Source organism: Bartonella sp. B1098 (assembly GCF_944896145.1).
In the GTDB taxonomy this organism is placed as follows: Bacteria; Pseudomonadota; Alphaproteobacteria; order Rhizobiales; family Rhizobiaceae; genus Bartonella.
This window is the reverse complement of record NZ_CALYLP010000004.1, coordinates 120,858-142,336: the sequence shown is the minus strand read 5'-3', so window position 1 is coordinate 142,336 and position 21,479 is coordinate 120,858. Positions and strand designations below refer to the sequence as shown.

23 protein-coding genes and 3 pseudogenes are annotated in these 21,479 nt (G+C 37.8%); 9 read left to right on the top strand and 17 right to left on the bottom strand.

Going from position 1 to position 21,479, the window contains the following annotated elements:
• Positions 1-2 precede the first annotated feature (2 nt).
• The 16 genes from NNJ85_RS08140 to NNJ85_RS08065 all read right to left on the bottom strand — a co-directional run bounded on the left by NNJ85_RS08140 (position 3) and on the right by NNJ85_RS08065 (position 10,017).
• Positions 3-146 (bottom strand): hypothetical protein, encoded by a 144-nt coding sequence (locus NNJ85_RS08140; RefSeq protein ID WP_254475107.1) that lies wholly within the window; start codon positions 144-146, stop codon positions 3-5.
• The gene (locus tag NNJ85_RS08135; RefSeq protein WP_254475105.1) at positions 143-901 is read right to left on the bottom strand and encodes a type IV secretion system protein; all 759 of its coding nucleotides are present in this window, start codon (positions 899-901) and stop codon (positions 143-145) included. Before NNJ85_RS08135 ends, NNJ85_RS08140 begins: the two co-directional genes overlap by 4 nt.
• Entirely contained in the window at positions 898-1,041 is a 144-nt protein-coding gene (locus NNJ85_RS08130) for a TrwH protein (RefSeq protein ID WP_254475103.1), read from the bottom strand. Before NNJ85_RS08130 ends, NNJ85_RS08135 begins: the two co-directional genes overlap by 4 nt.
• A gap of 245 nt (positions 1,042-1,286) precedes the next feature.
• A complete protein-coding gene (locus NNJ85_RS08125; protein ID WP_254475101.1) occupies positions 1,287-2,132 on the bottom strand; it encodes a type IV secretion system protein in 846 nt (281 codons plus the stop codon).
• Between the two features lie 188 nt (positions 2,133-2,320).
• Entirely contained in the window at positions 2,321-3,067 is a 747-nt protein-coding gene (locus NNJ85_RS08120; RefSeq protein WP_254475099.1) for a type IV secretion system protein, read from the bottom strand.
• Positions 3,064-5,535, bottom strand: a complete 2,472-nt coding sequence (locus NNJ85_RS08115) for a VirB4 family type IV secretion/conjugal transfer ATPase (protein WP_254475097.1) — start codon at positions 5,533-5,535, stop codon at positions 3,064-3,066. The genes NNJ85_RS08120 and NNJ85_RS08115 overlap by 4 nt, the downstream gene beginning before the upstream one ends.
• Positions 5,536-5,537: 2 nt before the next feature.
• Positions 5,538-5,846 carry a type IV secretion system protein VirB3 gene (locus NNJ85_RS08110; protein ID WP_254475096.1) on the bottom strand — a complete coding sequence of 103 codons (309 nt, stop codon included), beginning with the start codon at positions 5,844-5,846 and terminating at the stop codon, positions 5,538-5,540.
• A gap of 12 nt (positions 5,847-5,858) precedes the next feature.
• Positions 5,859-6,170, bottom strand: a complete 312-nt coding sequence (locus NNJ85_RS08105) for a conjugal transfer protein (protein WP_254475094.1) — start codon at positions 6,168-6,170, stop codon at positions 5,859-5,861.
• Between the two features lie 123 nt (positions 6,171-6,293).
• Entirely contained in the window at positions 6,294-6,611 is a 318-nt protein-coding gene (trwL, locus tag NNJ85_RS08100) for a VirB2 family type IV secretion system major pilin TrwL (protein WP_254475092.1), read from the bottom strand.
• Between the two features lie 129 nt (positions 6,612-6,740).
• Entirely contained in the window at positions 6,741-7,058 is a 318-nt protein-coding gene (gene trwL, locus NNJ85_RS08095) for a VirB2 family type IV secretion system major pilin TrwL (RefSeq protein ID WP_254475089.1), read from the bottom strand.
• 135 nt (positions 7,059-7,193) lie between these two features.
• Positions 7,194-7,502: a VirB2 family type IV secretion system major pilin TrwL gene (gene trwL / locus NNJ85_RS08090; RefSeq protein WP_254475087.1), complete on the bottom strand. Its 309-nt coding sequence runs from the start codon at positions 7,500-7,502 to the stop codon at positions 7,194-7,196.
• Positions 7,503-7,612: 110 nt separating this feature from the next.
• Positions 7,613-7,936, bottom strand: coding sequence for a VirB2 family type IV secretion system major pilin TrwL (trwL, locus tag NNJ85_RS08085; RefSeq protein ID WP_254475085.1), 324 nt, complete (start codon positions 7,934-7,936; stop codon positions 7,613-7,615).
• A 110-nt stretch (positions 7,937-8,046) separates the two neighbouring features.
• Positions 8,047-8,373: a VirB2 family type IV secretion system major pilin TrwL gene (gene trwL, locus NNJ85_RS08080; RefSeq protein ID WP_254475083.1), complete on the bottom strand. Its 327-nt coding sequence runs from the start codon at positions 8,371-8,373 to the stop codon at positions 8,047-8,049.
• Positions 8,336-8,635 carry a KorA family transcriptional regulator gene (gene korA, locus NNJ85_RS08075; protein WP_254475081.1) on the bottom strand — a complete coding sequence of 100 codons (300 nt, stop codon included), beginning with the start codon at positions 8,633-8,635 and terminating at the stop codon, positions 8,336-8,338. The genes trwL (NNJ85_RS08080) and korA overlap by 38 nt, the downstream gene beginning before the upstream one ends.
• Before the next feature lie 126 nt (positions 8,636-8,761).
• Positions 8,762-9,403 (bottom strand): TrwN protein, encoded by a 642-nt coding sequence (locus tag NNJ85_RS08070; RefSeq protein WP_254475079.1) that lies wholly within the window; start codon positions 9,401-9,403, stop codon positions 8,762-8,764.
• Positions 9,403-10,017 (bottom strand): hypothetical protein, encoded by a 615-nt coding sequence (locus tag NNJ85_RS08065; protein ID WP_254475077.1) that lies wholly within the window; start codon positions 10,015-10,017, stop codon positions 9,403-9,405. Before NNJ85_RS08065 ends, NNJ85_RS08070 begins: the two co-directional genes overlap by 1 nt.
• A gap of 128 nt (positions 10,018-10,145) precedes the next feature.
• Here NNJ85_RS08065 and NNJ85_RS08060 point away from each other — a divergent pair, with 128 nt between their 5' ends.
• The gene (locus tag NNJ85_RS08060; protein ID WP_142416710.1) at positions 10,146-10,433 is read left to right on the top strand and encodes an H-NS family nucleoid-associated regulatory protein; all 288 of its coding nucleotides are present in this window, start codon (positions 10,146-10,148) and stop codon (positions 10,431-10,433) included.
• An 899-nt stretch (positions 10,434-11,332) separates the two neighbouring features.
• Here NNJ85_RS08060 and NNJ85_RS08055 read toward each other — a convergent pair.
• Positions 11,333-12,625, bottom strand: coding sequence for a ubiquinone biosynthesis hydroxylase (locus NNJ85_RS08055; RefSeq protein WP_371923341.1), 1,293 nt, complete (start codon positions 12,623-12,625; stop codon positions 11,333-11,335).
• A gap of 770 nt (positions 12,626-13,395) precedes the next feature.
• On the opposite strand from NNJ85_RS08055, the pseudogene NNJ85_RS09780 reads away from it, so the two are divergent.
• From NNJ85_RS09780 to NNJ85_RS08020, 8 genes and pseudogenes are all read left to right on the top strand, one after another.
• Positions 13,396-13,911 (top strand): annotated as a pseudogene (locus NNJ85_RS09780) (DNA translocase FtsK 4TM domain-containing protein); the annotation flags it as partial.
• A gap of 447 nt (positions 13,912-14,358) precedes the next feature.
• Positions 14,359-15,843 (top strand): annotated as a pseudogene (locus tag NNJ85_RS09775) (DNA translocase FtsK); the annotation flags it as partial.
• Positions 15,844-16,396: 553 nt separating this feature from the next.
• On the top strand, positions 16,397-16,567 hold the full coding sequence (locus NNJ85_RS08045; RefSeq protein WP_254475073.1) for a hypothetical protein: 171 nt from the start codon (positions 16,397-16,399) through the stop codon (positions 16,565-16,567).
• A gap of 353 nt (positions 16,568-16,920) precedes the next feature.
• Positions 16,921-17,097, top strand: a pseudogene (locus NNJ85_RS08040) (DNA translocase FtsK); the annotation flags it as partial.
• A gap of 161 nt (positions 17,098-17,258) precedes the next feature.
• A complete protein-coding gene (locus NNJ85_RS08035) occupies positions 17,259-17,867 on the top strand; it encodes an outer-membrane lipoprotein carrier protein LolA (RefSeq protein WP_254475071.1) in 609 nt (202 codons plus the stop codon).
• 33 nt (positions 17,868-17,900) lie between these two features.
• On the top strand, positions 17,901-18,710 hold the full coding sequence (locus NNJ85_RS08030; RefSeq protein ID WP_254475069.1) for an exodeoxyribonuclease III: 810 nt from the start codon (positions 17,901-17,903) through the stop codon (positions 18,708-18,710).
• 69 nt (positions 18,711-18,779) lie between these two features.
• On the top strand, positions 18,780-20,258 hold the full coding sequence (locus NNJ85_RS08025) for an efflux transporter outer membrane subunit (RefSeq protein WP_254475067.1): 1,479 nt from the start codon (positions 18,780-18,782) through the stop codon (positions 20,256-20,258).
• On the top strand, positions 20,255-21,478 hold the full coding sequence (locus NNJ85_RS08020) for an efflux RND transporter periplasmic adaptor subunit (RefSeq protein ID WP_254475065.1): 1,224 nt from the start codon (positions 20,255-20,257) through the stop codon (positions 21,476-21,478). Before NNJ85_RS08025 ends, NNJ85_RS08020 begins: the two co-directional genes overlap by 4 nt.
• The last annotated feature ends 1 nt before the right edge of the window (position 21,479 follow it).

Genomic DNA, 21,479 nt, shown 5'->3' with positions numbered 1-21,479 from the left:
CTTTAACACCTTGGAACATCGATAAATGCTAGACGTTTCATTTGCATTGATACATTGCCTAATTTTTTATCACGCCTCTTGGCTTGGATAAAAACTCTGTGAACCTTTAAATTGTTGGGGTTATCAACATTCGCTTTTGTTTTCATCGTATGATAGGCATTCTCTGTTTGTTATGGTTAAAAAATTCCATATCAAGTTCGCGTCTTTTTCTTTTGATCAGTGATTGCTCAGCGTTGCGTAAATGCGCTACCATTTCCATCTTTATAAATTCATTTTGGATCATGGCTAACGAACCATCGACATGTGCTTGAAAATCTGCAATGTCTTTCAGGTTTTGTTTTGATTTAAGTTCATCTAATAGATTTTGAAGGTATTTAAAACGATTTTCTACTTTTTCAATACTTTCTAAACTTACAGCTTTATCGAGAATCGGTACAGATTGTAAACGTCTCGAAAGAGCTTTGCTCACTTGATCAAAAGTTCCAGAAACTTTGTTTTCATCTTCCAATATCTTTTGATATGATTGACTTGAAAGTTTATTTTTTTGATAGAGTGCTTCTGGCTCTTTAAGAAAAAAACTAGAAAAGTCTATTTTCTGAGATCCCGTTTTCTGACTCTTTGTTATAGCCTGATAGGCTTTTTCTATTTGTGAAGTTTGTTGTTTTTTTAATTCAAGTTGTTTTTTTAAGAGCTTAATAATGTTTAGATATTCTGCTGATAGGGAAGGTGATTTCGGTTGAGCGGGTGATTTCGGTTGAGCGGGTGGTTTCGGTGGAGTAGGTCGATATATATGAAAACGTCTGCCTGGATCTGTATGACTTTGATCAAAACGTGATCCATGTGCCAAATCCAGCATTGCTAAAAGGGATATCATCCCTGTTATCATAAACTGCTTTCTCATCTGTTTCCTCGCTTAATTTCGGCAGGGATTGTTTTATTAATAGGCACACGGTTCCTATCATTGGGTTGTTTGAGCTTTGGTGCTAATGCACAAGCCGATAAAAGGTTTGCAATCAAAATCATCAGAATGATATTTTTCATTTTAATATTACTCTTTTTTACTGTTAGTTGCATCCTAACATTTATTATCATTATTTCCATTTTGAATGTAAAGTAAAGTGCATAGTGTATAATTATTTTACTTTTCTTAATTTCATTTTTTATATTGATGAAAATAGCCCTATTTCACTGCAAATATTTTTCACTGCAAGATTGGATATCTTGATTATTTTGTCCTATGGATATTCAGGGTGCCTGTTAGGGGAATCATTACCTTTGGTTATCCTCTAGTTTTTATGTTTCCATAGATGTCCAAATGTCATGCCTTTTGCGAGAGAATTGGCAATGCTTGATAGTTTGAGTAACAGCATGATGGATATAATGGAGAGGATAAGCGCTCCCCCAAACATGAAGCTTATATTTTGTTGGTCATCGAGTTTCATATCAGCCAAATAGTTTGCAAAGATAGTCATCATCACATTAAAGACAGTGGCTAAGAGTAGAAAGAGGATTATATAGCTCAGGACTTGGATTAACCATTGCTGGAAAAGGCGATGGGTTGGTTGCCAAAGCAAAGCGGTGATAAAGAATGGGCCAAGTCCCACGAGAAGCGTAATAGCGATTTTTGTCAGTATAACAAGCCCCCCACCGATTGCGACGACGAAGCTTGTTGCCAGCAAGATGAGGATACCTAAGAGACTGTAAAGTAGCCCATTGGCTTCGAAGAAGACGGTTTCTTCGAAGAGACGACCTGCATATTGAAATCCCCCAGTTGCTGTTTTGTCAAGCAAGTTCATTAATTGTGTCTCAGTGAGCGGATTTGACATGAGCGCTTTTGATAAATCATAGGGCATTTGAGTTATCAAATTTGCAATGTCACTTTGATAAAGTCCTGTGGTTAGAGCGATTGAAGTAATAATACTTATACGCAGGAAACGGTTTACAAATCCGGAGAGTGGCATATCTATAGCGCCACGAATGATAAGCCATCCATAGATGAGGAAAGTGATTGTAAGACCGATTGATACAAAGGGGGTAATTGTGACAATTGCTTTTGAGGAAATATCCGCGACATATGTTTTTGTTATCTGATCAATTTTACTGAAAAGTTGCGTGAACACAGTGAAGCTCATGGCATTCCTCTTTAACGAATAGTCAAGTTTTATATGTTTTTTTAGGCATTCCTCGTTGAATTTTTTAGGGTAGGTCAAACTTGACAGAGCTTCTCAGTCTATGAGAGAAAACTGAGTATTATGCATTAACTTTTTCTTTTTACGAGCATACAGGAAAAATAATATAGAAAATACTATTATAAAAAGCTTTATCTAATAAATTTTATAGTAGGCATTTTTGTGTTTTTACTATTAAAAATCTTTATGTTATGTCTATCCTTCTGCTGTTTGATCAGTGTATATTCAGCGTTACGTAAATGCGCTACCATTTGTAGCTTTGCTGTTTCATTTTGTAGCATAGCGAGCATTCCAATTACATGTGCTTGTAGCTCAGCAATACTTTTTAGATCTTTTGTTGTCTTGATTTTGTTTAATAGTTCTTGAATTTTCTGAAAACGATTGTTTGCTTCCTGAAAGGTCTTTAAACTTACAGCTTTATCCGTGATGGCTGCATATTGGATACGCTTATTGATAAAATTGCTAAACTCATGGATAGAAGCAGGAATTTCTTCTTCTTTTAAAATATTTTCAAGGGATGTAGATAGTGCAGAAGGTTTGTCTCTATTGTAGAGAAGTTCTGGATTTTTGAGAAAAAAACTGCCGTGATCTGTTTGTATATTTTTAAGTTTTTTAGTGTCGAGTTTTTGGCTTCCCGTTATAGATTCGTGTATTTTTTTTACTTCCTCAAGTTGTTTTTTTACGACTTCGAGGAGTTCTCTAGGATTTATTACAGGTTGTTTAGGGGTTGCTGTACTTGAAAACCAATTCAAACGGGGCCATGTTGTTGGAACTGTTGCTCCCAAATCTGCTGCTCCAGCACCCCAAACCCAAGCCATTGCTGGGTTTGAGACTCCTAAGGTTATTGCTATTGCTATTGAAATGACCTGTTTTTTCATGTTTCCCTCCTGTCATTTTTTGCGTGCTGTAAAAAAATCGGTAACCATATTGCTGGATCATCACCCACTTCAGCGATAATTCTTTCGACTAACTCCGCGTTATCAGGTGTACCTGATAACACCAAGAGCTCGTCACTAAAGTCATGTTCGATAGTTTTTCCATTGCTTGTTACATGGAATTTACCAAGATTCAGTTCTGCAAGTGCAGATTGATCACCCTGTTTAATGAGGAATTGACGACTAAATTCACCAAGTCCTTTAACGAGTTCAAATTCAGTATCTGTTAATTTAAAGCCTTTTGTATAATCTTCATAATTTGCTTTGGGGTTAGCCAGAAAAATATAAGTCGCACATTGTTGAATGAGTGTTTTGGCAATATTACTTTCCAAAGCATCGCTAGGTTCTTGTGTTGCGTAAACAAAAATACCATTTTGTTTACGGATAGTCTTTTGTTTATTTTTTGCTAAATCTTCAAAGTACGGATCTTGCAAAGGCTTCCAGAACTCATCAAAGATATACATAAACCGCTGCCCGCTAATCATACCCTCTGTACGGTAAAGCAGATACATCATCACTGGAGTACGCGTTTCCAAATTATCTAAGAATTCGGTGATATCAAAGCCGTAAATTTGATGGGTTGAAAGATCAAGAGCATCATGGGGATTATCAAATAACCAACCATAATCACCACCTTCACACCATTTGAGTAAACGAGCGTGAACAGATGGAGGCGCATTATAATCACTTAAACGCGGATTTGGTAAGAATTGCACCAGAAAAGACAAACGACGCAGCGATAGGTCAATGTTACTGCTCATAACAGACATAACAGCTTTATTAATTTCTTCCTCGTCGTGATGTGTGACTTCACCACCTGCTTCTGCTAATTTTTTAACAAATTGTTTCAGAAAAATCAGATTGTCTTGTGTGGCGGGAAGTTGGAAAGGATTAAAACCACTTGATCTTCCTGGCTTGAATGTTAAATATCTTCCCCCCATAGCTCGAATGGCAATTTCCATGCCACGGTCTTTATCAAAAACGACAGTTGTTGGTTTAAATTTTTGCGCTTGTGCTAACAAAAAGCCGAGCAACACAGTTTTACCAGATCCAGATTGTCCGATAAGTGCGGTATTACCGAGTAACCGCTTATCGGTTGAATCTTCTTCAAGTTTGGAGGCATGAAAATTGAAATAAAGTGGTGTTTTACTGGTTGTTTTAAGAATTGTAACTGCTGGTCCCCATGGATTTCCAGTGGGTTTTCCTGACATGAAATTATGAAAAGATGAAAATGATAAAAAGTTTAGTGATGTAATTGGGGCAGGGCGGGGCCTCCATTTCCAATTACCAGGAAGTTGTGCCCAATAGCCAGCTTCTATCGCCAAATCCACGGGTTTGGGTAATAGGGCAACATCTAATAATGCTGCACTTGCTTTGGCCATATGGTCGCGAATTTGTTGAATTGTATCACCATATATGGTCAATGTACAATGATGTTCCCCCATGACAAAATGCCCACTGATAAGCTGGTTTAAGGCTTCGTCAATCTGAGCAATTTGACTTGTTGCCACATCACGTGCATCAATAAGATTACGTTGATGCCGCTGCAAATAATCTTTAGCAGCATGCCGAGAGAGCACTGAAAAACTCTGCGTCAATATGAACTCAAAGTCACTTTCTAACAAAGAATTCAGTTGTCCTGGTTTAGTTGTTGCATCGTATTCTTTAATTTCCAACATTCCAAATCGACGTGTTCCACTGGTTGTGCGGAGCTCACCAAGAGCACCCCATTTTGAGAAAAATGGTCGATTGATAGACATGTAGTCAGCAAAACGATCATGGCAAATTGGCATAGGGCGATATTCACCATTGACAAGCATTCCAAGGAATTCAAGTGCAGAAGAATAAACATGTCCATTTTTTTCATAAGCACCAAGCAGTTCTGCACCATAACGCCTTAAAGATTGGCCTAAAGTACGATTGACGTCATTGAGTTCTTTGATACATGAGTCTTGTCGCATCTTTTTTTGATCAAGCGTTTCGCGCTCATGTTTAGAAAAGAACGACATAATTTTATCCGCTATCGGTTGGAAAACGACAGTCAGATATAGATCATTGACCATCAAATTATAACCAGCAAAACTTTGCCGATATTTTTCATCAAGCTGATAGCAAAACATTTGATCAAATGTTGAATCAGGATATTCATAAACACGACGGCGCACGATATGCGTCCAAAATGATAAATTAGCTGATGCAATACCCCGTAGAGTATTATTAAGCTCTTTTGTCCATTGAAAAATATCTTCTTCTGAAGCGCTTTGATGCGAACGGCCGTCAATTTTCCAAATTGACAAATATTCTGCATTTTTCGTAGAGATAATCGTATCTGTAATATGATGTGAATAAGGGAGGAACAGGCTTACAGGTGTCTCTGATGCGAGACGTTTGCTGCTTTCAACAGCTGTCATGTTTATCTCCTTTTACTATAATCAGAGGGACTATAACTTGATGCGCCCCAAAAACCTTTGTTGCGATTACGAAATTTAGTATCGATCCATAACCACCAGATACGAAATGCTTTATCATCATTTTTAGTAATTTGTGCCATAATAAACCATAATGGCGGTGCTATTATCCACAAAAAGATATTTATCGTCATGGCAATAATAGCAACTCCCATAAGCATAACGATAAAAGGCATCATGGGAACTCCCCATATCGTTGGAACACGTGTTGCTCCTTTGAATAGAGGAAATTCTTTTTGTTCTTGTGATTTCATGGGGTGCTCTTGTCATTGGAGGTAAAATAATATGTGGCTAATATAGAAAGCTGCACCAGCAATAATGACGCTGAATGCCCATCGCATAAATGTAGCTTTTGCGATGAGACGAAATATATAAATAAGCAAAAGAAATAAAAGAATAATAGCTGCAGCCATAGGAATAAGGATACTTAATCCATATTGCATTCCGATGAAAACATCTAAGCTTTTTGCTTCCGTTTGAGCATACGCATATTGCGTTATTAATAACACCATTGAAGTAATAACAATAACACTAATATTGTTGCAGATTTTTTCCTGAAACGTATTTAATTTTTTCATATCTTTTATCCCCTTTTACTTAAAGTTGCTATAGATAATATTCCTTTTTTTGTAGTATGAACGACATTATTACGGGTACACAGCTATTACTCATTTTATTGTTAACTCTATTTATCGTTAACTTTATGCTGGCTTAAATAACATCCCAACAAGTTGAGTTGCTGAACCAGCGATGACAACACCAATTGCCCAACGTACAAAAGTATCTTTTTCTATGTAGCGACCTGCATAACCAATTGCCAAGCACAAAAGTATAACAGCAGCAGCAGCAGGAATAATATAAGTAGTAAGATCTGTTTGTAGAGCAGTTAAAGCATCTTTAGCTTTTAAAACTGGTGCTTGAGAATGTACTGGGTGAGCTATAAAAAATGTTATTATAGCTAAAGAGATTGCTGTCATTCCGTTGTTATTTTTGGGTTTGAAATTATTTAATTGTTTCATTTTCTATCCTCTTAGGAAGCGTTTATGAATGTTATGTATTATTTTTTACATTAAATGATACTATCATCAGTGTAACTATACCAGATAGGTAAAATTCATTTTATTAAAATTAAATTTGTATATAATTCATTATGGCTTAAACAGCATCCCAACAAGTTGAGTTGTTGAACCAGCGATGACAACACCAATTGCCCATCGTACGAAAGTATCTTTTCCGATGTAACGTCCTGCATAACCAATTGCTAAGCACAAGAGGATAAGGGCAGCAGCAACGGGGATAATGTATTTAACAAGATCATCTTCTAAACTTTTTAAAGCTTTGTTTGCCGGGGCCAAAACTTGTGCTTGAGCGCATATAGGATGAGCCATGAAAAATGCGGTTATAGCTGCAAAAGCTGTAATGATTGGATTATTATTTTCTGATTTGAAATTATTTAATTGTTTCATTTTCTATCCTCTTAGGAAGCATTTATGAATGTGATGTGTTATTTCTTACATTAAATGATATTATCACCAGTGTATCTACAACAGATATGTAAAATCTATTTTATGAAAACTACACTTACATATAATTCATTACGGTTAAAACAGCATTCCAACAAGTTCGGTTGCTGAACCAGCGATGACGACACCAATTGCCCAACGTACAAAAGTGTCTTTTCCGATGTAACGCCCTGCATAACCAATTGCTAAGCATAAAAGTATAACGGCAGCAGCAATAGGGATAATATTGTTAATAAGGTCTGTTTTCAAAGAGGTCAGAGCTGTTTTTGCTTTTCCCAAAACTTGTGCTTGAACACATATAGGATGCGCTATAAAAAATACAGTTACAACGGCAGAAATTGCAAAAATTCGATTATTTTTTAACTTCGATTTATTTAATTGCTTCATTTTATTCTTTTAAGAGTTTTATTGTTATTTTCAATACTAGTGATATTAATTAGTAAAATTATTACCAATTTAGCTATAACAGATAAGTAAAACCTATTTCCCACATATAATCATGACGGAGCTACTCCAAATAGCATCTTGACAAGTTCAGCTGCTGAACCAGCAATGACAACACCGATTGCCCAACGTACAAAAGTGTCTTTTCCGATGTAACGCCCTGCATAACCAATTGCTAAGCATAAAAGTATAACGGCAGCAGCAATAGGGATAATATTGTCAATAAGGTCTGTTTTCAAAGAGGTCAGAGCTGTTTTTGCTTTTCCCAAAACTTGTGCTTGAACACATATAGGATGCGCTATAAAAAATATAGTTACAGCGGCAGAAATTGCAAAAATTCGATTATTTTTTAACTTCGATTTATTTAATTGCTTCATTTTATTCTCTTAAGAGTTTTATTGTTATTTTCAATACTAGTGATATTAATTAGTAAGATTATTACCAATTTAGCTATAACAGATAAGTAAAACCTATTTCCCACATATAATCATGACGGAGCTACTCCAAATAGCATCGTGACAAGTTCAGCTGCTGAACCAGCAATGACAACACCGATTGCCCAACGTACAAAAGTGTCTTTTCCGATGTAACGCCCTGCATAACCAATTGCTAAGCATAAAAGTATAACGGCAGCAGCAATAGGGATAATGTGCCCAATAAGATCTTTTTTCAGAGCATCTAAAGCTGTTTTTGCTTTGTCCAAAACTAGCGCTTGAGCATATATAGGACGTGCCATAAAAAACACAGTTAAAGCTGCAATCTTTGTGATAATTCTATTACGAGCTGTCGTTTGAAGAATATTTAATTGTTTCATGTTCTTTATCCTGATTAAGATTAAAACTCCCACAAATGACCCCTCTTTCATAAAGAAACTTAAAAAGATATTTGGGATCAGCCCAAGTTCTTAGTTTTCCTCTTTGTGTAAGTAATGTATATTTATTTGGTTTTCCGGTGATTGGATCATCAGCAACAAACGTAAAATACCATTCTCTTTCTGAGCGCATCACAACTGTAATTTCACGTGCCGCTCTCTGATTAAATGCTATATCAACACTGTTTTGTTCGATCATTTTCATTTTTTTGCCCTCAATTAGAAGAGATTTTATCCAATCTTACTAATTAGAGCTTTAATATTTTCTTATCTAGCTTTCATTATACCACCCTATCAAAATTCTAGTTTTCATTTATGAAAATACCAGTCATTACTCGAGCTGCTTTGTCGATGAAGAAGAATCTTCCGTGGCAAAAGCATCGCGGCTACTACTTTCTTTATGTGCAAACGCATCTTCTAATTCCTCTGAAGAAAGAGGAAGAGAATCTACTTTAGTTGTCTGTTCTGGTTTTTCTTTTTTAAGCCTCACAGGCTCTTGCAAGTCTTCATCTCTTCGTGCAGCAGCTTCTACTTCGATATATGAAGTGACGGTTCGCGTATCGATGCCACTATTTAAGTTTTCTGTGTTGTGAAAACTTAGCGTAGACTGCAATGTTGCTTTTTCAAAGATATACTTTGATGTTGTTTGTTCATAGCAGTAAGTTAAAGTGCTTTGTATTGCTGCAAGATTCCTATTTCTGCAAGAGTCAAGTACCTCAAAAAGAGAAAACCATTTCATATTTTGAACATCGATTTGCTCAAAAATTGCGTCAAAATTATGTTTATTTTGTTTAAATTGTTCGGTTGTTGCAATTTCTTCTCTAAGCGGAGATGATGGACAGAATAATTTATCATTATTACCTGTTATATAAAAATTATCCCGTCTTTCTTGTTCGAAGAGAGTTGAAAATGCTATGAGGGGGGGATTGGATATGGATGGCGTAGTAAACATTGTGAAATCTGGAACAATCATTAGAAATACACCTTATTATGAAGAATTTTATTGATATAAATGCCAATATTGCTTGGTGCTTTTTGTCGTTGTTTCTCGATTTTATCAATTTGAAAAACGGAATTGTTTAGCTTAAAATGTCCCTGGTGGTTATGACTTCTTTCTTTTCTGAGAAGATTTCTAGTATATGTGAATATCCAAGAAAAAAGATCAATGTGTGGTATAAAACAGAGCAGACTACGCCAACCAACATTATTGGGATGAATGAAAAAAATACCATTTTTAAGCAATAATGATCTTTGGGACTCTCTTGATGTTGCTTGTTTTATATAATTTTTTTGTTGTAAAAAAAGATTTGAAGGACATTTATACGAAGTGAAAATTCGTTGTACTTGAGGGGATCTCTTATTGTCATAATAAACGACACCATCATTATAAGGAGAGGGCTTGTTCTTTGTTACATATTGCCATAGTTTATAGAGTGGTGATTTATATTTACTTTTGACGACTGATTCATGAGAGTCAGCGAGGTGTGATGGCATTTGTGCACTGCCCTTTCCAATTTCAGCAACTGAACTGAAAAAGGATGTAGTGGTGGAAGCTGAGACACAAATAAACAATTCTTTGTGGTACAAAACACATCTCCGTCAAAGTGATATATGTATCGTAATTTCAATTTTGACAATAAATAGACAGGAATTGTCTATAATTGTGTTTAAAATATGGCAATGGCAATTCTTTTTTTGCAAGGGGAGTAATTAAGGTGAATGATCTCAAAAATATGAATTTTGATGAATTACAAGAGATGCGTACACAAATTGATGTGGAATTAAAAAAACGGCAAGCAAAGGAAAAGCAAAATGCGCGACGAAAAATTCTTGAAATTGCTAATACCCATGGAATTGATATCGCTGATCTTGTGAGTAAAGAGCGTCATTATAGGAATCCCAATAACCAATGGGAATTATGGAATGGGCGTGGACGGAGACCTAAGTGGATTAAAGAGTGGTTGGAGAATGGGTATACACTTGATGAACTCGAAGTAACATAAAACATGTGTAATATTTATAAGGTAAGGGAATATCAAGAAATATGAATATAACAAGTAGAGCCTCTTTTTGCTATAAAAATACTGAATGGATGTATTGACCTATTGAGGTATTAAAAAAATGTTAGAAAGTATGGGCAAATGTATCTCAATGCAGAAGGTATTTTTATCATAAGTTGCCATCGTCATTAAGTTTACCAGCTTAAGATGTTATGGTTGCTTTTGGCATTTGAGAAGGGGGACACTGTATCCCTTTGTTATAGTTTTTTATTAAATGTTGCTCTTTTTAGTCTAGACAAATAAATGGTTTTATTGATTCTTTACAAAAAGGGTTGAAATCAAAAAAAATTATGACATTAGGAGTTCGACAACATCATTGTTATATTTGCTAATCCTAATTTTGTGATAGTTCTTGGTATTTGGGAGGGGATAGGAGGGGCTTGGATTCTTTTTTAATCATTTTTTATCCATATGTTCATCCCATTTGTGATGTGTAAAGGGTGATTTTTATTGATTCAACAGGAGGGAGAGTTGAAAGGAGAAGTATTTTACGTTCTTCAGCTCTCTCATTCAACATGAGAACAATGAAGTATTCCTTATAAGTCAAAGTTTTCCTGATCAAGAAAGTCTTGTTTATTTTGTTATGCGGTGAAAGAGCGTCATTTGAAGTGTGATTAGATCGATTTCATGATATATTTTTTCAGTGTGTAGTGAATTTCTTAAAGTATAGCTCGCTTATCTTGTCTTATGGTAAGTGAAATACGGGAGGGGTAAGTCAAGGAGAAATCTACGCGGCAAAAATCCGGATTGTTTACAGACTGAATTGAATGGAAGTTTTTGTTCTTTGTGGGGGAGGAAAGAAGCCAAAGGTTGTAAAAAGTATGAAGAGTATGAATTTTTGCTTAAAGTGGGAAGCCGTTTAGAAGACGGGGTGCATTGGGGGTAAGGCCAGCAGCTTCTTGAATGAAATACTTTTTTATTTTTGGTGCTTGATTGACGATTCCAAGACCGGTATCGCGAAGCATCCGTAAGAGAAGGTTATCGTTCGAAAAGAGTTTATTAAGCCAATCATTGCTGAAAGCCATACGGACAATTTCAAAACGTCTCCAGCTTTGATAGCGCTCTAAAGCGGTGAGGGAGCCAATGTCAAGACCTAATCGTGCTGTTTCAATAATCACTTCAGCAAGGGCAGCGCTATCGCGTAATCCCAAATTGAGTCCTTGTCCTGCAAGGGGATGGATGGTATGGGCAGCATCGCCAACGAGGGCAAAACGGGGCTTAATACATTGACGTGTTAGAGAAAGTTTTAGCGGAAAAGCTTGACGTTCGCCATTCCAAGAGAGTTTTCCTAATCGATGACCAATACGTCTTTCGAGCTCTGTTTCAAAAATAAGTGCGTCAGCTTTGAGGTAATATTGCGCAGTTTTATGATCTTCATTCCACACAATGGCGGATCGGTTGCCTTTGAGCGGGAGAAGAGCGAAAGGGCCGGCGGGTAAAAAATGTTGAATTGCTTGACCATTATGGGGTTTTTCATGTTCAACTGTGCAGATGATTGCTGTTTGTTTATAGGGGTGAGAAAAGTTTTTAAGATCTGCTTTTTGGCGTAATGTCGAATGAGCACCACTGGCTGCAATAAGCAATTTTGTTTGCCAAATCTCTTCATTATCTAAAGTGACAGTTGTGTGTTGGTTGTCTTGATGAAAATCAATGACACGTGTGTTTGCGAGAACAGGGATATTGAGATCTTTGACACGTTTTTTTAAAGTATTGATGAGTTCTCTATGTTCTACCATAGTCGCAAAAGGTTCACCGGGGGTAATGTCGCCTTCAAAGGTTAAAAGAGTGGGTTTAACAGGATCATTTGTGCCTGTATCTGTGATGATCATTGAGTGAATGGGTTGCGCATAGGGTTTGATAGAGTCCCAACATTGCAATTGTTTTAACATGCGAATAGAAGCAGCAGCAAGGGCAGTGGTTCGTATGTTAGAAGCAGGAATATTTTCTTGTGGAGCAGCATCAACGATTTTTATTTTCAGATTAGGGGCTGTTTGCTTGAGCGCTATTGCCAGTGTTGAACCGACAACCGCCCCCCCTGCAATGAGAAGATCACATTGTTTGATTTTATGAGATTTTGTTTTCTTATGGGGTTTTATATCGTTATGGTGATTAGAATACACAATGTTTTTTTCCATTATTTACGAGGCTTCTTCCATTGTTTAAAGCTTGCTTGCTGTTAAAAAGAATATTGTTCTTTCAAATTATCTATACACTATTTTAATTTTTACCTTTTTTCCTATTTTACAAAGAAGAGACTTCTCTTTGGACGAGATGTTTTTTGGTGTCACTTTGATGACAGATGAGTGTTTTAGAGCGCTTTTGTTTTACTGCTTTTGTTTTACTTGTGTGACTCACTTTACAGATTTATCGGATCAGCCTTTTTTGAATGTCCTCTTCAATTCTTTTTACACTTGGTTGATAGAAAAGAAAACTAAAATCAGACAAAGATGAGAATGTATTTTTAAATTTGTATGAATATCCTTTAAGAGGCTTGTTTTGAAAGGGTACATTGAGGATGATAGATAAGGAAAATAGTGTTCATTTGTGATGGTTAAAACGGTATTAATATTTTTTTGTTACCATACCTTCTGTTGAGGAGGGTGATAGGGCCTGTTGTAAACTCTATAACCCATGTAAAGCTTTACACATGAAGTGTTTTTTTGTTGTTCGTGTGATAATATTTTAGGATAGGGCTGTTTTTATGCTTTATGAAAGTTTCGCTCTCCAGATGGTGGTTTATGAACGACATGAAGTAGGAAAAAGGCAGAACGCACGAGATTAAGAAGTTAGATTATTGACAGATGATTGTTTACAGATCGGCGCTGAGGTAAGCTTTGTCCTTTTTTAAGAGAAGAGGGAAGTTATAACGCTTTAAATATGAAAGTTTTATATTTGGAATTGATGGATGCACCGAAGTTCTTCACCTTATGATTCATTAGAACCCCGAGATTCTCAAGGTTTTCGACTTATTGAGATGTTTTTACGTCAGATTGGCGTATTTATTGGGCTTGGGCTTTTGGGCTTTATTATTTTTTGTGTATTTGCTTTGGCGACGTGGAATGTTGCTGATCCCTCTTTAACCCATGCAAGTACAAATGAGGTTACAAACCTTATGGGGTGGCTGGGGGCGATTTTTTCAGATTTTATTATGCAGTTTTTTGGCTTGGCAAGTCTTGCTGTTTTGTTACCACCATTATTTTGGTCTTTTCTCTTGTTGGCACAAAAGAATATCTACAATTTGACTTTGCGCTTTTTTTTGTGGGTGGTATCAACGATTTGTTTTTTAATGGCTTTTGCTCTTATGACGCCTGTTGCTTCTTTTACCCATTGGCCATTGCCCATGGGATTGGGGGGGGTTTTAGGAGATAAAGTTTTAAGTATTACTTCTTCAATTTTTCCTCTTTTTCTTTCTCCTCTTTACAGGGGGCTCTTCAGTGTTGTTTTTATCCTTTTAGGTTTTTTCATTGCTGCTTTTGCTGGCAATGTGATATGGCGGCGTCGAATAAAGAAAAGAAAAGAAAAAAACATTCCAAAAAATGAAATCGTTGATCCGGTTTTTGAGATGGAAGAAGATGTTGAATATGCCGCAGAGAATGATCGTGAGAAACATGGTTTTTTTGCCACAACTTTTGGTGCTCTTTTACATCTTTTTTATTTTTTACAAGCGCGTTTTTTTCGTTTTTTCTGTTTCAAAAGGTGTTCTCAAAGTAAGAGGCAAGGCAAGTCATTTGATCGGATTGAACCAACTTTTGGGGGTGAAAAAGAAAAGTGTGAGGAAAATCAAAATAAAGCCCATGCTCCTTCTGTGAAAAGTCGTGGTTTGAAATCTTTAACAGTTTCTTCAAAGGATGGTTTTGTTCTTCCACTTTTAGATTACCTATCGGTTCCACCACCCTCTGTCAGGGATGCCAAACTTTCTCCTGCTGCTTTAAGAGCAAATTCTCAAGAACTTGAAGGGGTTTTGTTAGATTTTGGAGTCAAAGGAAAAATTATAGATGCTTGTCCTGGACCCGTGGTCACTTTGTATGAATTTGAACCGGCTGCTGGCATTAAGTCTTCTCGTATCATTAGTTTAGCAGATGATATTGCGCGCTCGATGCGCGCGATTTCTGCCCGTGTTGCTGTGGTTCCTGGGCGCAATGTGATTGGAATAGAATTACCCAATGCAAAGCGAGAGATGGTTTATTTAAGGGAGATTGTGCAAGCGCAGGAATTTGTTGAAAGTAAAGCCAAATTAGGGCTTGCTTTGGGAAAGACTATCGGCGGGGAAGCTGTGATTGCGGATTTAGCAAAAATGCCGCATCTCTTGGTGGCTGGGACAACAGGATCGGGGAAGTCTGTTGCTATCAATACAATGATTTTATCATTGCTTTATCGTATGACGCCTGAACAATGTCGTCTCATTATGGTGGATCCGAAAATGCTTGAACTTTCGGTTTATGATGGCATTCCTCATCTGTTAACACCGGTGGTGACAGATCCTAAAAAAGCTGTGACTGCGCTTAAATGGGCTGTTCGTGAAATGGAAGAACGCTACAGTAAAATGTCAAAACTTGGCGTTCGCAATATCGATGGGTTTAATGCACGTCTCAAGGAGTCAGAAGGTCAAGGAGAGACAATGGTGCGGACCATTCAAGTGGGCTTTGATCATGAGACGGGTGAACCTCTTTATGAGACGGAAACTCTTGATTTTAGTCCTATGCCCTATATTGTTGTCATTATCGATGAAATGGCTGATTTGATGATGGTCGCGGGGAAAGATATTGAAGGTGCGGTTCAACGCTTAGCACAAATGGCTCGAGCCGCCGGTATCCATGTGATTATGGCGACACAGCGTCCTTCCGTCGATGTTATTACGGGGACGATCAAAGCCAATTTTCCTACACGCATTTCCTTTTCCGTGAGTTCAAAAATCGATAGCCGAACAATTTTAGGCGAACAAGGGGCCGAGCAATTATTGGGACAAGGAGATATGCTCTTTATGATGGGAGGAGGACGTATTCAGCGTGTACATGGACCTTTTGTTGCGGATGATGAAGTGGAGCAAGTTGTGGCGCATCTCAAAGCGCAAGCACGACCTGATTATTTGGAAACAGTTACCCAAGAAGTTGAAGAAGATGGTGCTGATGTTTCTTCGGCTTCTCCTTCAGCAGATGATCCCTATAGTCAAGCTGTTGCTATTGTTCTTCGTGATCGTAAGGCTTCAACCTCTTATATTCAACGCCGTTTAGGGATTGGTTATAACCGTGCTGCGACATTGATTGAAAGGATGGAAGAAGAAGGTATCATTAGTCCAGCAAATCATGCAGGCAAACGAGAAATTTTAGTCCCTGCTGAAGAAGAACGCTTTTGAAAAATCTTTATCATCATTTTTTAAATGACTTATAAAAACAAATCGTTGCCTTATTGTACCGTAGAAAGCCCGCGGCGTCATACACGAGCTCTCAATTTGCGATAGGTCCATAGCATTTGAGACTTTTCATAAGAGCTATCCCTTATTTTATATCATTTTACTTACATGTTAGCTTTTCTTGTAACGTGTCAGTAAATAGTTTGAATTGATTTAATATATAGAGAGTATTTTACAATCTTCGGCGTTATGATTTTAGTTAAAAAAATGATAATTTACCGTTATAAATCAATATTTTGATGTAAAATAGAATTATGTGAGGTGTGGTGGTATAAAGGCATGAAAGGATTGATATTTAAGTGTTTTTGTTGTTCTTGTCGTTCAATCTCACGGCAAAACCAGTTGCGTCACGTGATTTGCCTGTCTGCTTTTAGAAAAGGGCTGGTCTGTCGAGCTTTTGTTTAAGTGAATTATCGGTGGGAAGTTAAGTAGAACTTGCTAAAATTCAAATTATTTACACAGCGGATTGGCTGAGAATTTTTATTCTTTTGGGTGCATGGTAAGTCAAAAAAGTATTTTTTCCATTGAGTTATTTAAAAAATTTTCAGGTTCGCAAGAAATATGTTTAGAACTTAACGCCATCTACGTATTGACTATGATTCATGCAGCTTTACGGATTGGGGGTGGAGAAGAGCTTATGCGTTTAGCCAATCAGCAGAAAAGTTAAGAAATTAGGGTGATTTCGAAAACTCAAGAGCAGACTGATTATTTGGATAATGCATTGATTTATAATAATATTGCATTACTCATTTTGAATAGGAGACCTCAATATCGTAAGATTCTTTCATTTCAAACCTGTTTGTATTGAATCAACCAAAACTATTCGCTTGCACGTTACGAGCGGGATGCCCTATGTGGATAAAAATGATTAAGAAAGAACTAAAAATGTTTTTTGCGAATTGTTTTAAGGACCAAGGGTTTTCGCAACATTCTAGGGCTGGCACACGTATGTAATGATGTTGACTTGGATGAAGATACCGCAAGATATCGCAAGAAGTAAAGAAGGATTTTTTGTTGGCTTTTTCTTCAACGAATGATCCCTATCGTCAGGCTGTTGCAGTTGCGCTTCGTGATGGTAAAGTTTCAACTTCTTATATTCAATGCCGTTTGGGTATTGGTTATAATTGAGTAGCGACATTGATTGAAAAGATGAAAGAAGGAGGTATCGTTTGTCCAGAAAATCATAGGGGTAAGTAGAAAATTTTGGTGCCTGTCGAAGAAGAATACTTTTAAAAATCTTTTGATAGTGTTTTCAAACAATATCTTTATCTTATAAAGCAGGGTATTTATTCATCATTGATGACTTAATTATAAATGATAATGATCAAGTCAATTCGATATTGTTTGGGAGCATTTTTATGAAAACATCTTTTTTACCGCAAAGAAGAGTCTTAGGGTTTGTGGGAATTATTATATTTTGGTGTTTAATTTTTCCTGCTTTTTCGCAAGTATCTCAGAAGGTGGCAAAAGCACAGAATATTGCCAACTACTTTGCGGCAATCAAAACAATGACGGGTGATTTTATTCAATTTAGTCCGAAGGGAAAAATGTCTCAAGGAACATTTTATCTCGAGCGTCCAGGGAAAATTCGTTTTATTTATAAGAAAATGCCTTTACAAATCATTGCAGATAGTCAATTTGTGGGCATTAACAATCGGGCTTTAAATACTTGGAACTTTTCACAACTTTCACAAACGCCAATGAAGTTTTTGTTGGATGATAAAATTGACGTATCATCCGGGCGTTTGTTGGCATTTCGTGAAGATCCAGGGGCTGTGACAATCGTTCTGCGTGATAAAACGATTGGGGGTGGGCAAATAAAAATGGTGTTTGATTCCAAAAACTTTGCTTTGCGGCAGTGGACAATTGTTGACCAACAAAACATGGAAACCACAGTGCAGATTATGAATGTGCGAACAGGCGTTCGTTTTGCTCAGGGAATGTTTACACTTCCCTCAAAAAAATGAAGCAATAGTATCACGTCATTGGGATTGAAGCAGATGCTCTTTCGTATTGCGACTTGGAATATTAACTCTATTCGTTTGCGTCTTGCACAGGTTTTTCAGTATTTGAAGCTCTTTCCGGCCGATGTTTTGTGTCTACAGGAAACAAAATGTTCCGATGCTTTATTTCCAGTGGAGGCTTTTGAAGCAGCAGGATATAAGCATATCGCACTGAGTGGACAAAAATCTTATAACGGAGTGGCGATTGTTTCTCGTTTGCCTTTTAAAAAGTTAGAAAAGCGTTTCTTTTGTCAAAACCAAGATTGTCGCTATATCTCAGTGATTGTGGAAACCCATGGTAAATTGATGCGGATTCATAATTTTTATGTCCCCGCTGGAGGCGATATTCCTGATGCTGAGGTGAATGAAAAATTTCGTCATAAGCTTGATTTTTTAGAAGAAATGTCTTCTATTCGCGCCGATCAGGAAGAGGGGCTGTCTTCTCTTTTGTTGGGCGATTTGAATATTGCTCCTTTAGCAGAGGATGTTTGGTCTCATCAGAAATTGTTGAAGGTTGTAAGCCATACACCTATTGAAACTGAGCGTTTACAAAATTTGTGTTGTCAGGGCGGATGGGTTGATCTTATGCGGTTGCATATCCCTGTTCCCACACAACTTTATACATGGTGGAGTTATCGTGCGCGCGATTGGGCGTTGACTAATTATGGGCGCCGGCTTGATCATATTTGGTCGTCTCCAGATTTAGCACCTTTTGTGGCGGATCTTTCGACTTTTCGTGATGCGCGCGGATGGGACCGTCCTTCAGATCATATTCCTGTGCAAACAGTATTTGATTTTTCACGTTAATTTTGAAATAACAAGGTAAATAAAGTATTAATATTTACATAATGATTCTGAAAGAATGCGGGAGAGTAGATGCATATCAAAAATCTCAAAAGGGGCGCTTCTCGCGGATTATTTTCTAGTATCTTGCTTTGTTTTCTTTTGTCAGGGTGTATGGTTGGTCCGAATTATCATAAGACATTTTTTTCTGTTCCTTCCAAGTGGGGAAAGCAGTCTGCGCAGATATCTCAGCGTTCAATTTCCCTTGCAGGGTGGTGGCGACAGTTAAATGATCCAGTTTTAAATGCGTTAATGGATGAGGCAATTTCTGGAAATAATGATGTTGCAGTTGCCAAAGCTCGGGTTCGTGAAGCGCGTGCGAGCTTTGGGCAAGTGGTGGGATCTTTGTTGCCAAGTGCGTCCAATACGATTTCAGGAACGCGTAGCGGCTCTGGACAATCTGATACGTTTAACCAATATCGTAGTGGATTTGATGCAAGTTGGGAGCTTGATTTTTTTGGAGGGCATAAGCGAGGCGTTGAAGCGGCGCGTTATGGTCTTGAAGCAACTGTGGAAGATATGCGTGCGACGATGGTTGTATTGTTAGGCGATGTAGCAACAAATTACGTTCAAATGCGTGGTTGGCAACAAAAGTTATTAATTGTGCGGCAAATTGCTGCAACGCAGCGCAAAACATATGAATTGATGCAGGCAAAATTAACAGCGGGTGATATTTCTGAGCTCGACGTTTCAAATGCACAAGCGCAAATGGCTAATACAGAAGCCGATATCGCTCAGATGGAAGCAAGTTTGGAAATGAGTATGCATCGCCTTTCCGTCTTAACTGGTCATGTGCCTACGGCTTTGAAGGACTTTTTACAAAAAAATGCCAAACACGTCAAAATTCCACAACCGCAATGGCCAATACCAGCAGGAATCCCGGCAGATATTTTGTTGTCACGTCCCGATTTACGGCGGGCAGAGCGCCAATATGCACAAGCAACAGCCCGCATTGGTCAACGTGAGGCAGAACGTTATCCGTCGCTTACATTAACAGGGAATATTTCAACAGCAGCAACAGCCATAGATCAATTATGGAAAAGCTCAACAATTGGTTGGTCTTTTGGACCTGGTCTTCGTTTTCCCTTCTTTAATGGAGGACAGATTGTTGCTTCTGTTGCAATGGCGCGGGCGCAGCGCGATCAGGCTTTTATTACTTATCGCTCTGCTGTATTGAGGGCTTTAGAAGATGTTGAAAATGCGCTCGTGAGATTAACAAAGGAACATCAGCGCCTTAAAAAGCTTGTCATTGCAAATAAAGCTTTTCTGCATTCTTTACATCTTTCACAAAGTCTTTTTGAAAATGGCAATACCAGTTTTCTTGAATTATTAAATGCTGATCGTTCCTATTATTCTGCGCAAATGGCACTTAAAGATAGCCGCATTGCTTTAGCTACCCAATATATTGCTCTGATGAAAGCATTGGGTGGTGGATGGGATGGTGTCGTTGATGTGTCACGTCCGGAAGTCGTTGATGGTGTTTCCCATTCACTTGCAAAGGTAGGGCAATGAAAAAAAATTTCATCAAAAATTTCATTACAAAACGCAAAAAGCTTTCATTCTTTCTTATTTCTCTCTTCATTATTATCATTTTGTTGTGGTTACGCTCTGTTTTTTTTGGAACATCCACGCCAACCTATATGACAGCTGTGGTGAAGCGCGGTGATATTGAGGAAAGTGTTTTGGCTTCTGGAATTGTGCGTCCTTATCGGTTGGTGGCAGTTGGAGCGCGTGCTACAGGGCGGGTGGTTTCCATGCGCGTCTTTCCGGGAAGTGTTGTGAAAGAGGGAGATCTCTTGGCAGAAATTGATCCTACAGACCAAGAAAATGATCTGAAAAGAAAAAAAGCAGCCTTATCTCATTATCATGCCAATTTAATGGAACAAGAAGCTTATCTTGCCCTTGCGCAGAAAAATTTAGCACGCCAGAAAAAAATGATCGAAACACGTGCAATTTCAAAAGCTAATTTTGATGATGCCGTGACACAGGTGAAAATACGCGAAGCGCAAATTGCTCAACTGCGTCAACAGATTGTACAAGCCCAAATTGATGTGGAGAGTGCAGAGGTTAATCTTAGTTATACGCGGATAACTGCTCCTTCAGCGGGAACGGTTTTGGCAACAGTCGTTGAAGAAGGTCAAAATGTTAATGCTGTTCAGTCGGCACCAACAATTGTTATTTTAGGTGATTTGTCAAAGATGACCGTTAAAGCACAAATTTCGGAAGCTGATATTCTTAAAGTTCGCACCGGGCAACCTCTTTATTTTACGGTATTGGGTAATGCAGATCGTCGTTATGAGGGAACGTTAGAAAGAGTTGACCCAGCCCCTGAATCCATTCGTGCTGATGTGAGTATTAACCCTGGTTTAGGGGGGGGTAGCTCTCTCTCATCGTCGGCAATTTATTATAATGGGATCGTGCATGTTGATAATCAAGACAACTTTTTGCGAACTTATATGACTGCTCAAGTGCATATTATTTTAGGACGTGCTCAGAATGTTTTGCTGGTTCCAAGTGATGCTTTGCGTGATGAAACAAAAGAAGGAAAAGCGTGGGTTTCAGTGTTGGTCGGGGAAAATAAAGTAGTGGCAAAACAAGTGACTGTAGGGCTTAATAACAAAGTGATGGCAGAGATTGCTTCAGGGCTTGATGAGGGGGATGTGGTTATTACTGGTTCGCGCGATGGTGTGATGCCAGAAATTCCTGATGAACACAGCGAAGATGAGAATTAAG

Coding starts and splice junctions, on each gene's coding strand:
- NNJ85_RS08055 (WP_371923341.1), bottom strand. CDS start 12,625: ATGGAAAAAAACATTGTGTATTCTAATCACCATAACGATATAAAACCC.
- NNJ85_RS08110 (WP_254475096.1), bottom strand. CDS start 5,846: ATGAAATCACAAGAACAAAAAGAATTTCCTCTATTCAAAGGAGCAACA.
- NNJ85_RS08070 (WP_254475079.1), bottom strand. CDS start 9,403: ATGATTGTTCCAGATTTCACAATGTTTACTACGCCATCCATATCCAAT.
- NNJ85_RS08030 (WP_254475069.1), top strand. CDS start 17,901: ATGCTCTTTCGTATTGCGACTTGGAATATTAACTCTATTCGTTTGCGT.
- NNJ85_RS08120 (WP_254475099.1), bottom strand. CDS start 3,067: ATGAAAAAACAGGTCATTTCAATAGCAATAGCAATAACCTTAGGAGTC.
- NNJ85_RS08020 (WP_254475065.1), top strand. CDS start 20,255: ATGAAAAAAAATTTCATCAAAAATTTCATTACAAAACGCAAAAAGCTT.
- korA (WP_254475081.1), bottom strand. CDS start 8,635: ATGAAAATGATCGAACAAAACAGTGTTGATATAGCATTTAATCAGAGA.
- trwL (WP_254475092.1), bottom strand. CDS start 6,611: ATGAAACAATTAAATAATTTCAAACCCAAAAATAACAACGGAATGACA.
- NNJ85_RS08115 (WP_254475097.1), bottom strand. CDS start 5,535: ATGACAGCTGTTGAAAGCAGCAAACGTCTCGCATCAGAGACACCTGTA.
- trwL (WP_254475085.1), bottom strand. CDS start 7,936: ATGAAGCAATTAAATAAATCGAAGTTAAAAAATAATCGAATTTTTGCA.
- NNJ85_RS08125 (WP_254475101.1), bottom strand. CDS start 2,132: ATGAGCTTCACTGTGTTCACGCAACTTTTCAGTAAAATTGATCAGATA.
- NNJ85_RS08025 (WP_254475067.1), top strand. CDS start 18,780: ATGCATATCAAAAATCTCAAAAGGGGCGCTTCTCGCGGATTATTTTCT.
- NNJ85_RS08140 (WP_254475107.1), bottom strand. CDS start 146: ATGAAAACAAAAGCGAATGTTGATAACCCCAACAATTTAAAGGTTCAC.
- NNJ85_RS08135 (WP_254475105.1), bottom strand. CDS start 901: ATGAGAAAGCAGTTTATGATAACAGGGATGATATCCCTTTTAGCAATG.
- trwL (WP_254475083.1), bottom strand. CDS start 8,373: ATGAAACAATTAAATATTCTTCAAACGACAGCTCGTAATAGAATTATC.
- trwL (WP_254475087.1), bottom strand. CDS start 7,502: ATGAAGCAATTAAATAAATCGAAGTTAAAAAATAATCGAATTTTTGCA.
- NNJ85_RS08045 (WP_254475073.1), top strand. CDS start 16,397: ATGGTAAGTCAAAAAAGTATTTTTTCCATTGAGTTATTTAAAAAATTT.
- NNJ85_RS08035 (WP_254475071.1), top strand. CDS start 17,259: ATGAAAACATCTTTTTTACCGCAAAGAAGAGTCTTAGGGTTTGTGGGA.
- trwL (WP_254475089.1), bottom strand. CDS start 7,058: ATGAAACAATTAAATAATTTCAAATCAGAAAATAATAATCCAATCATT.
- NNJ85_RS08130 (WP_254475103.1), bottom strand. CDS start 1,041: ATGAAAAATATCATTCTGATGATTTTGATTGCAAACCTTTTATCGGCT.
- NNJ85_RS08105 (WP_254475094.1), bottom strand. CDS start 6,170: ATGAAAAAATTAAATACGTTTCAGGAAAAAATCTGCAACAATATTAGT.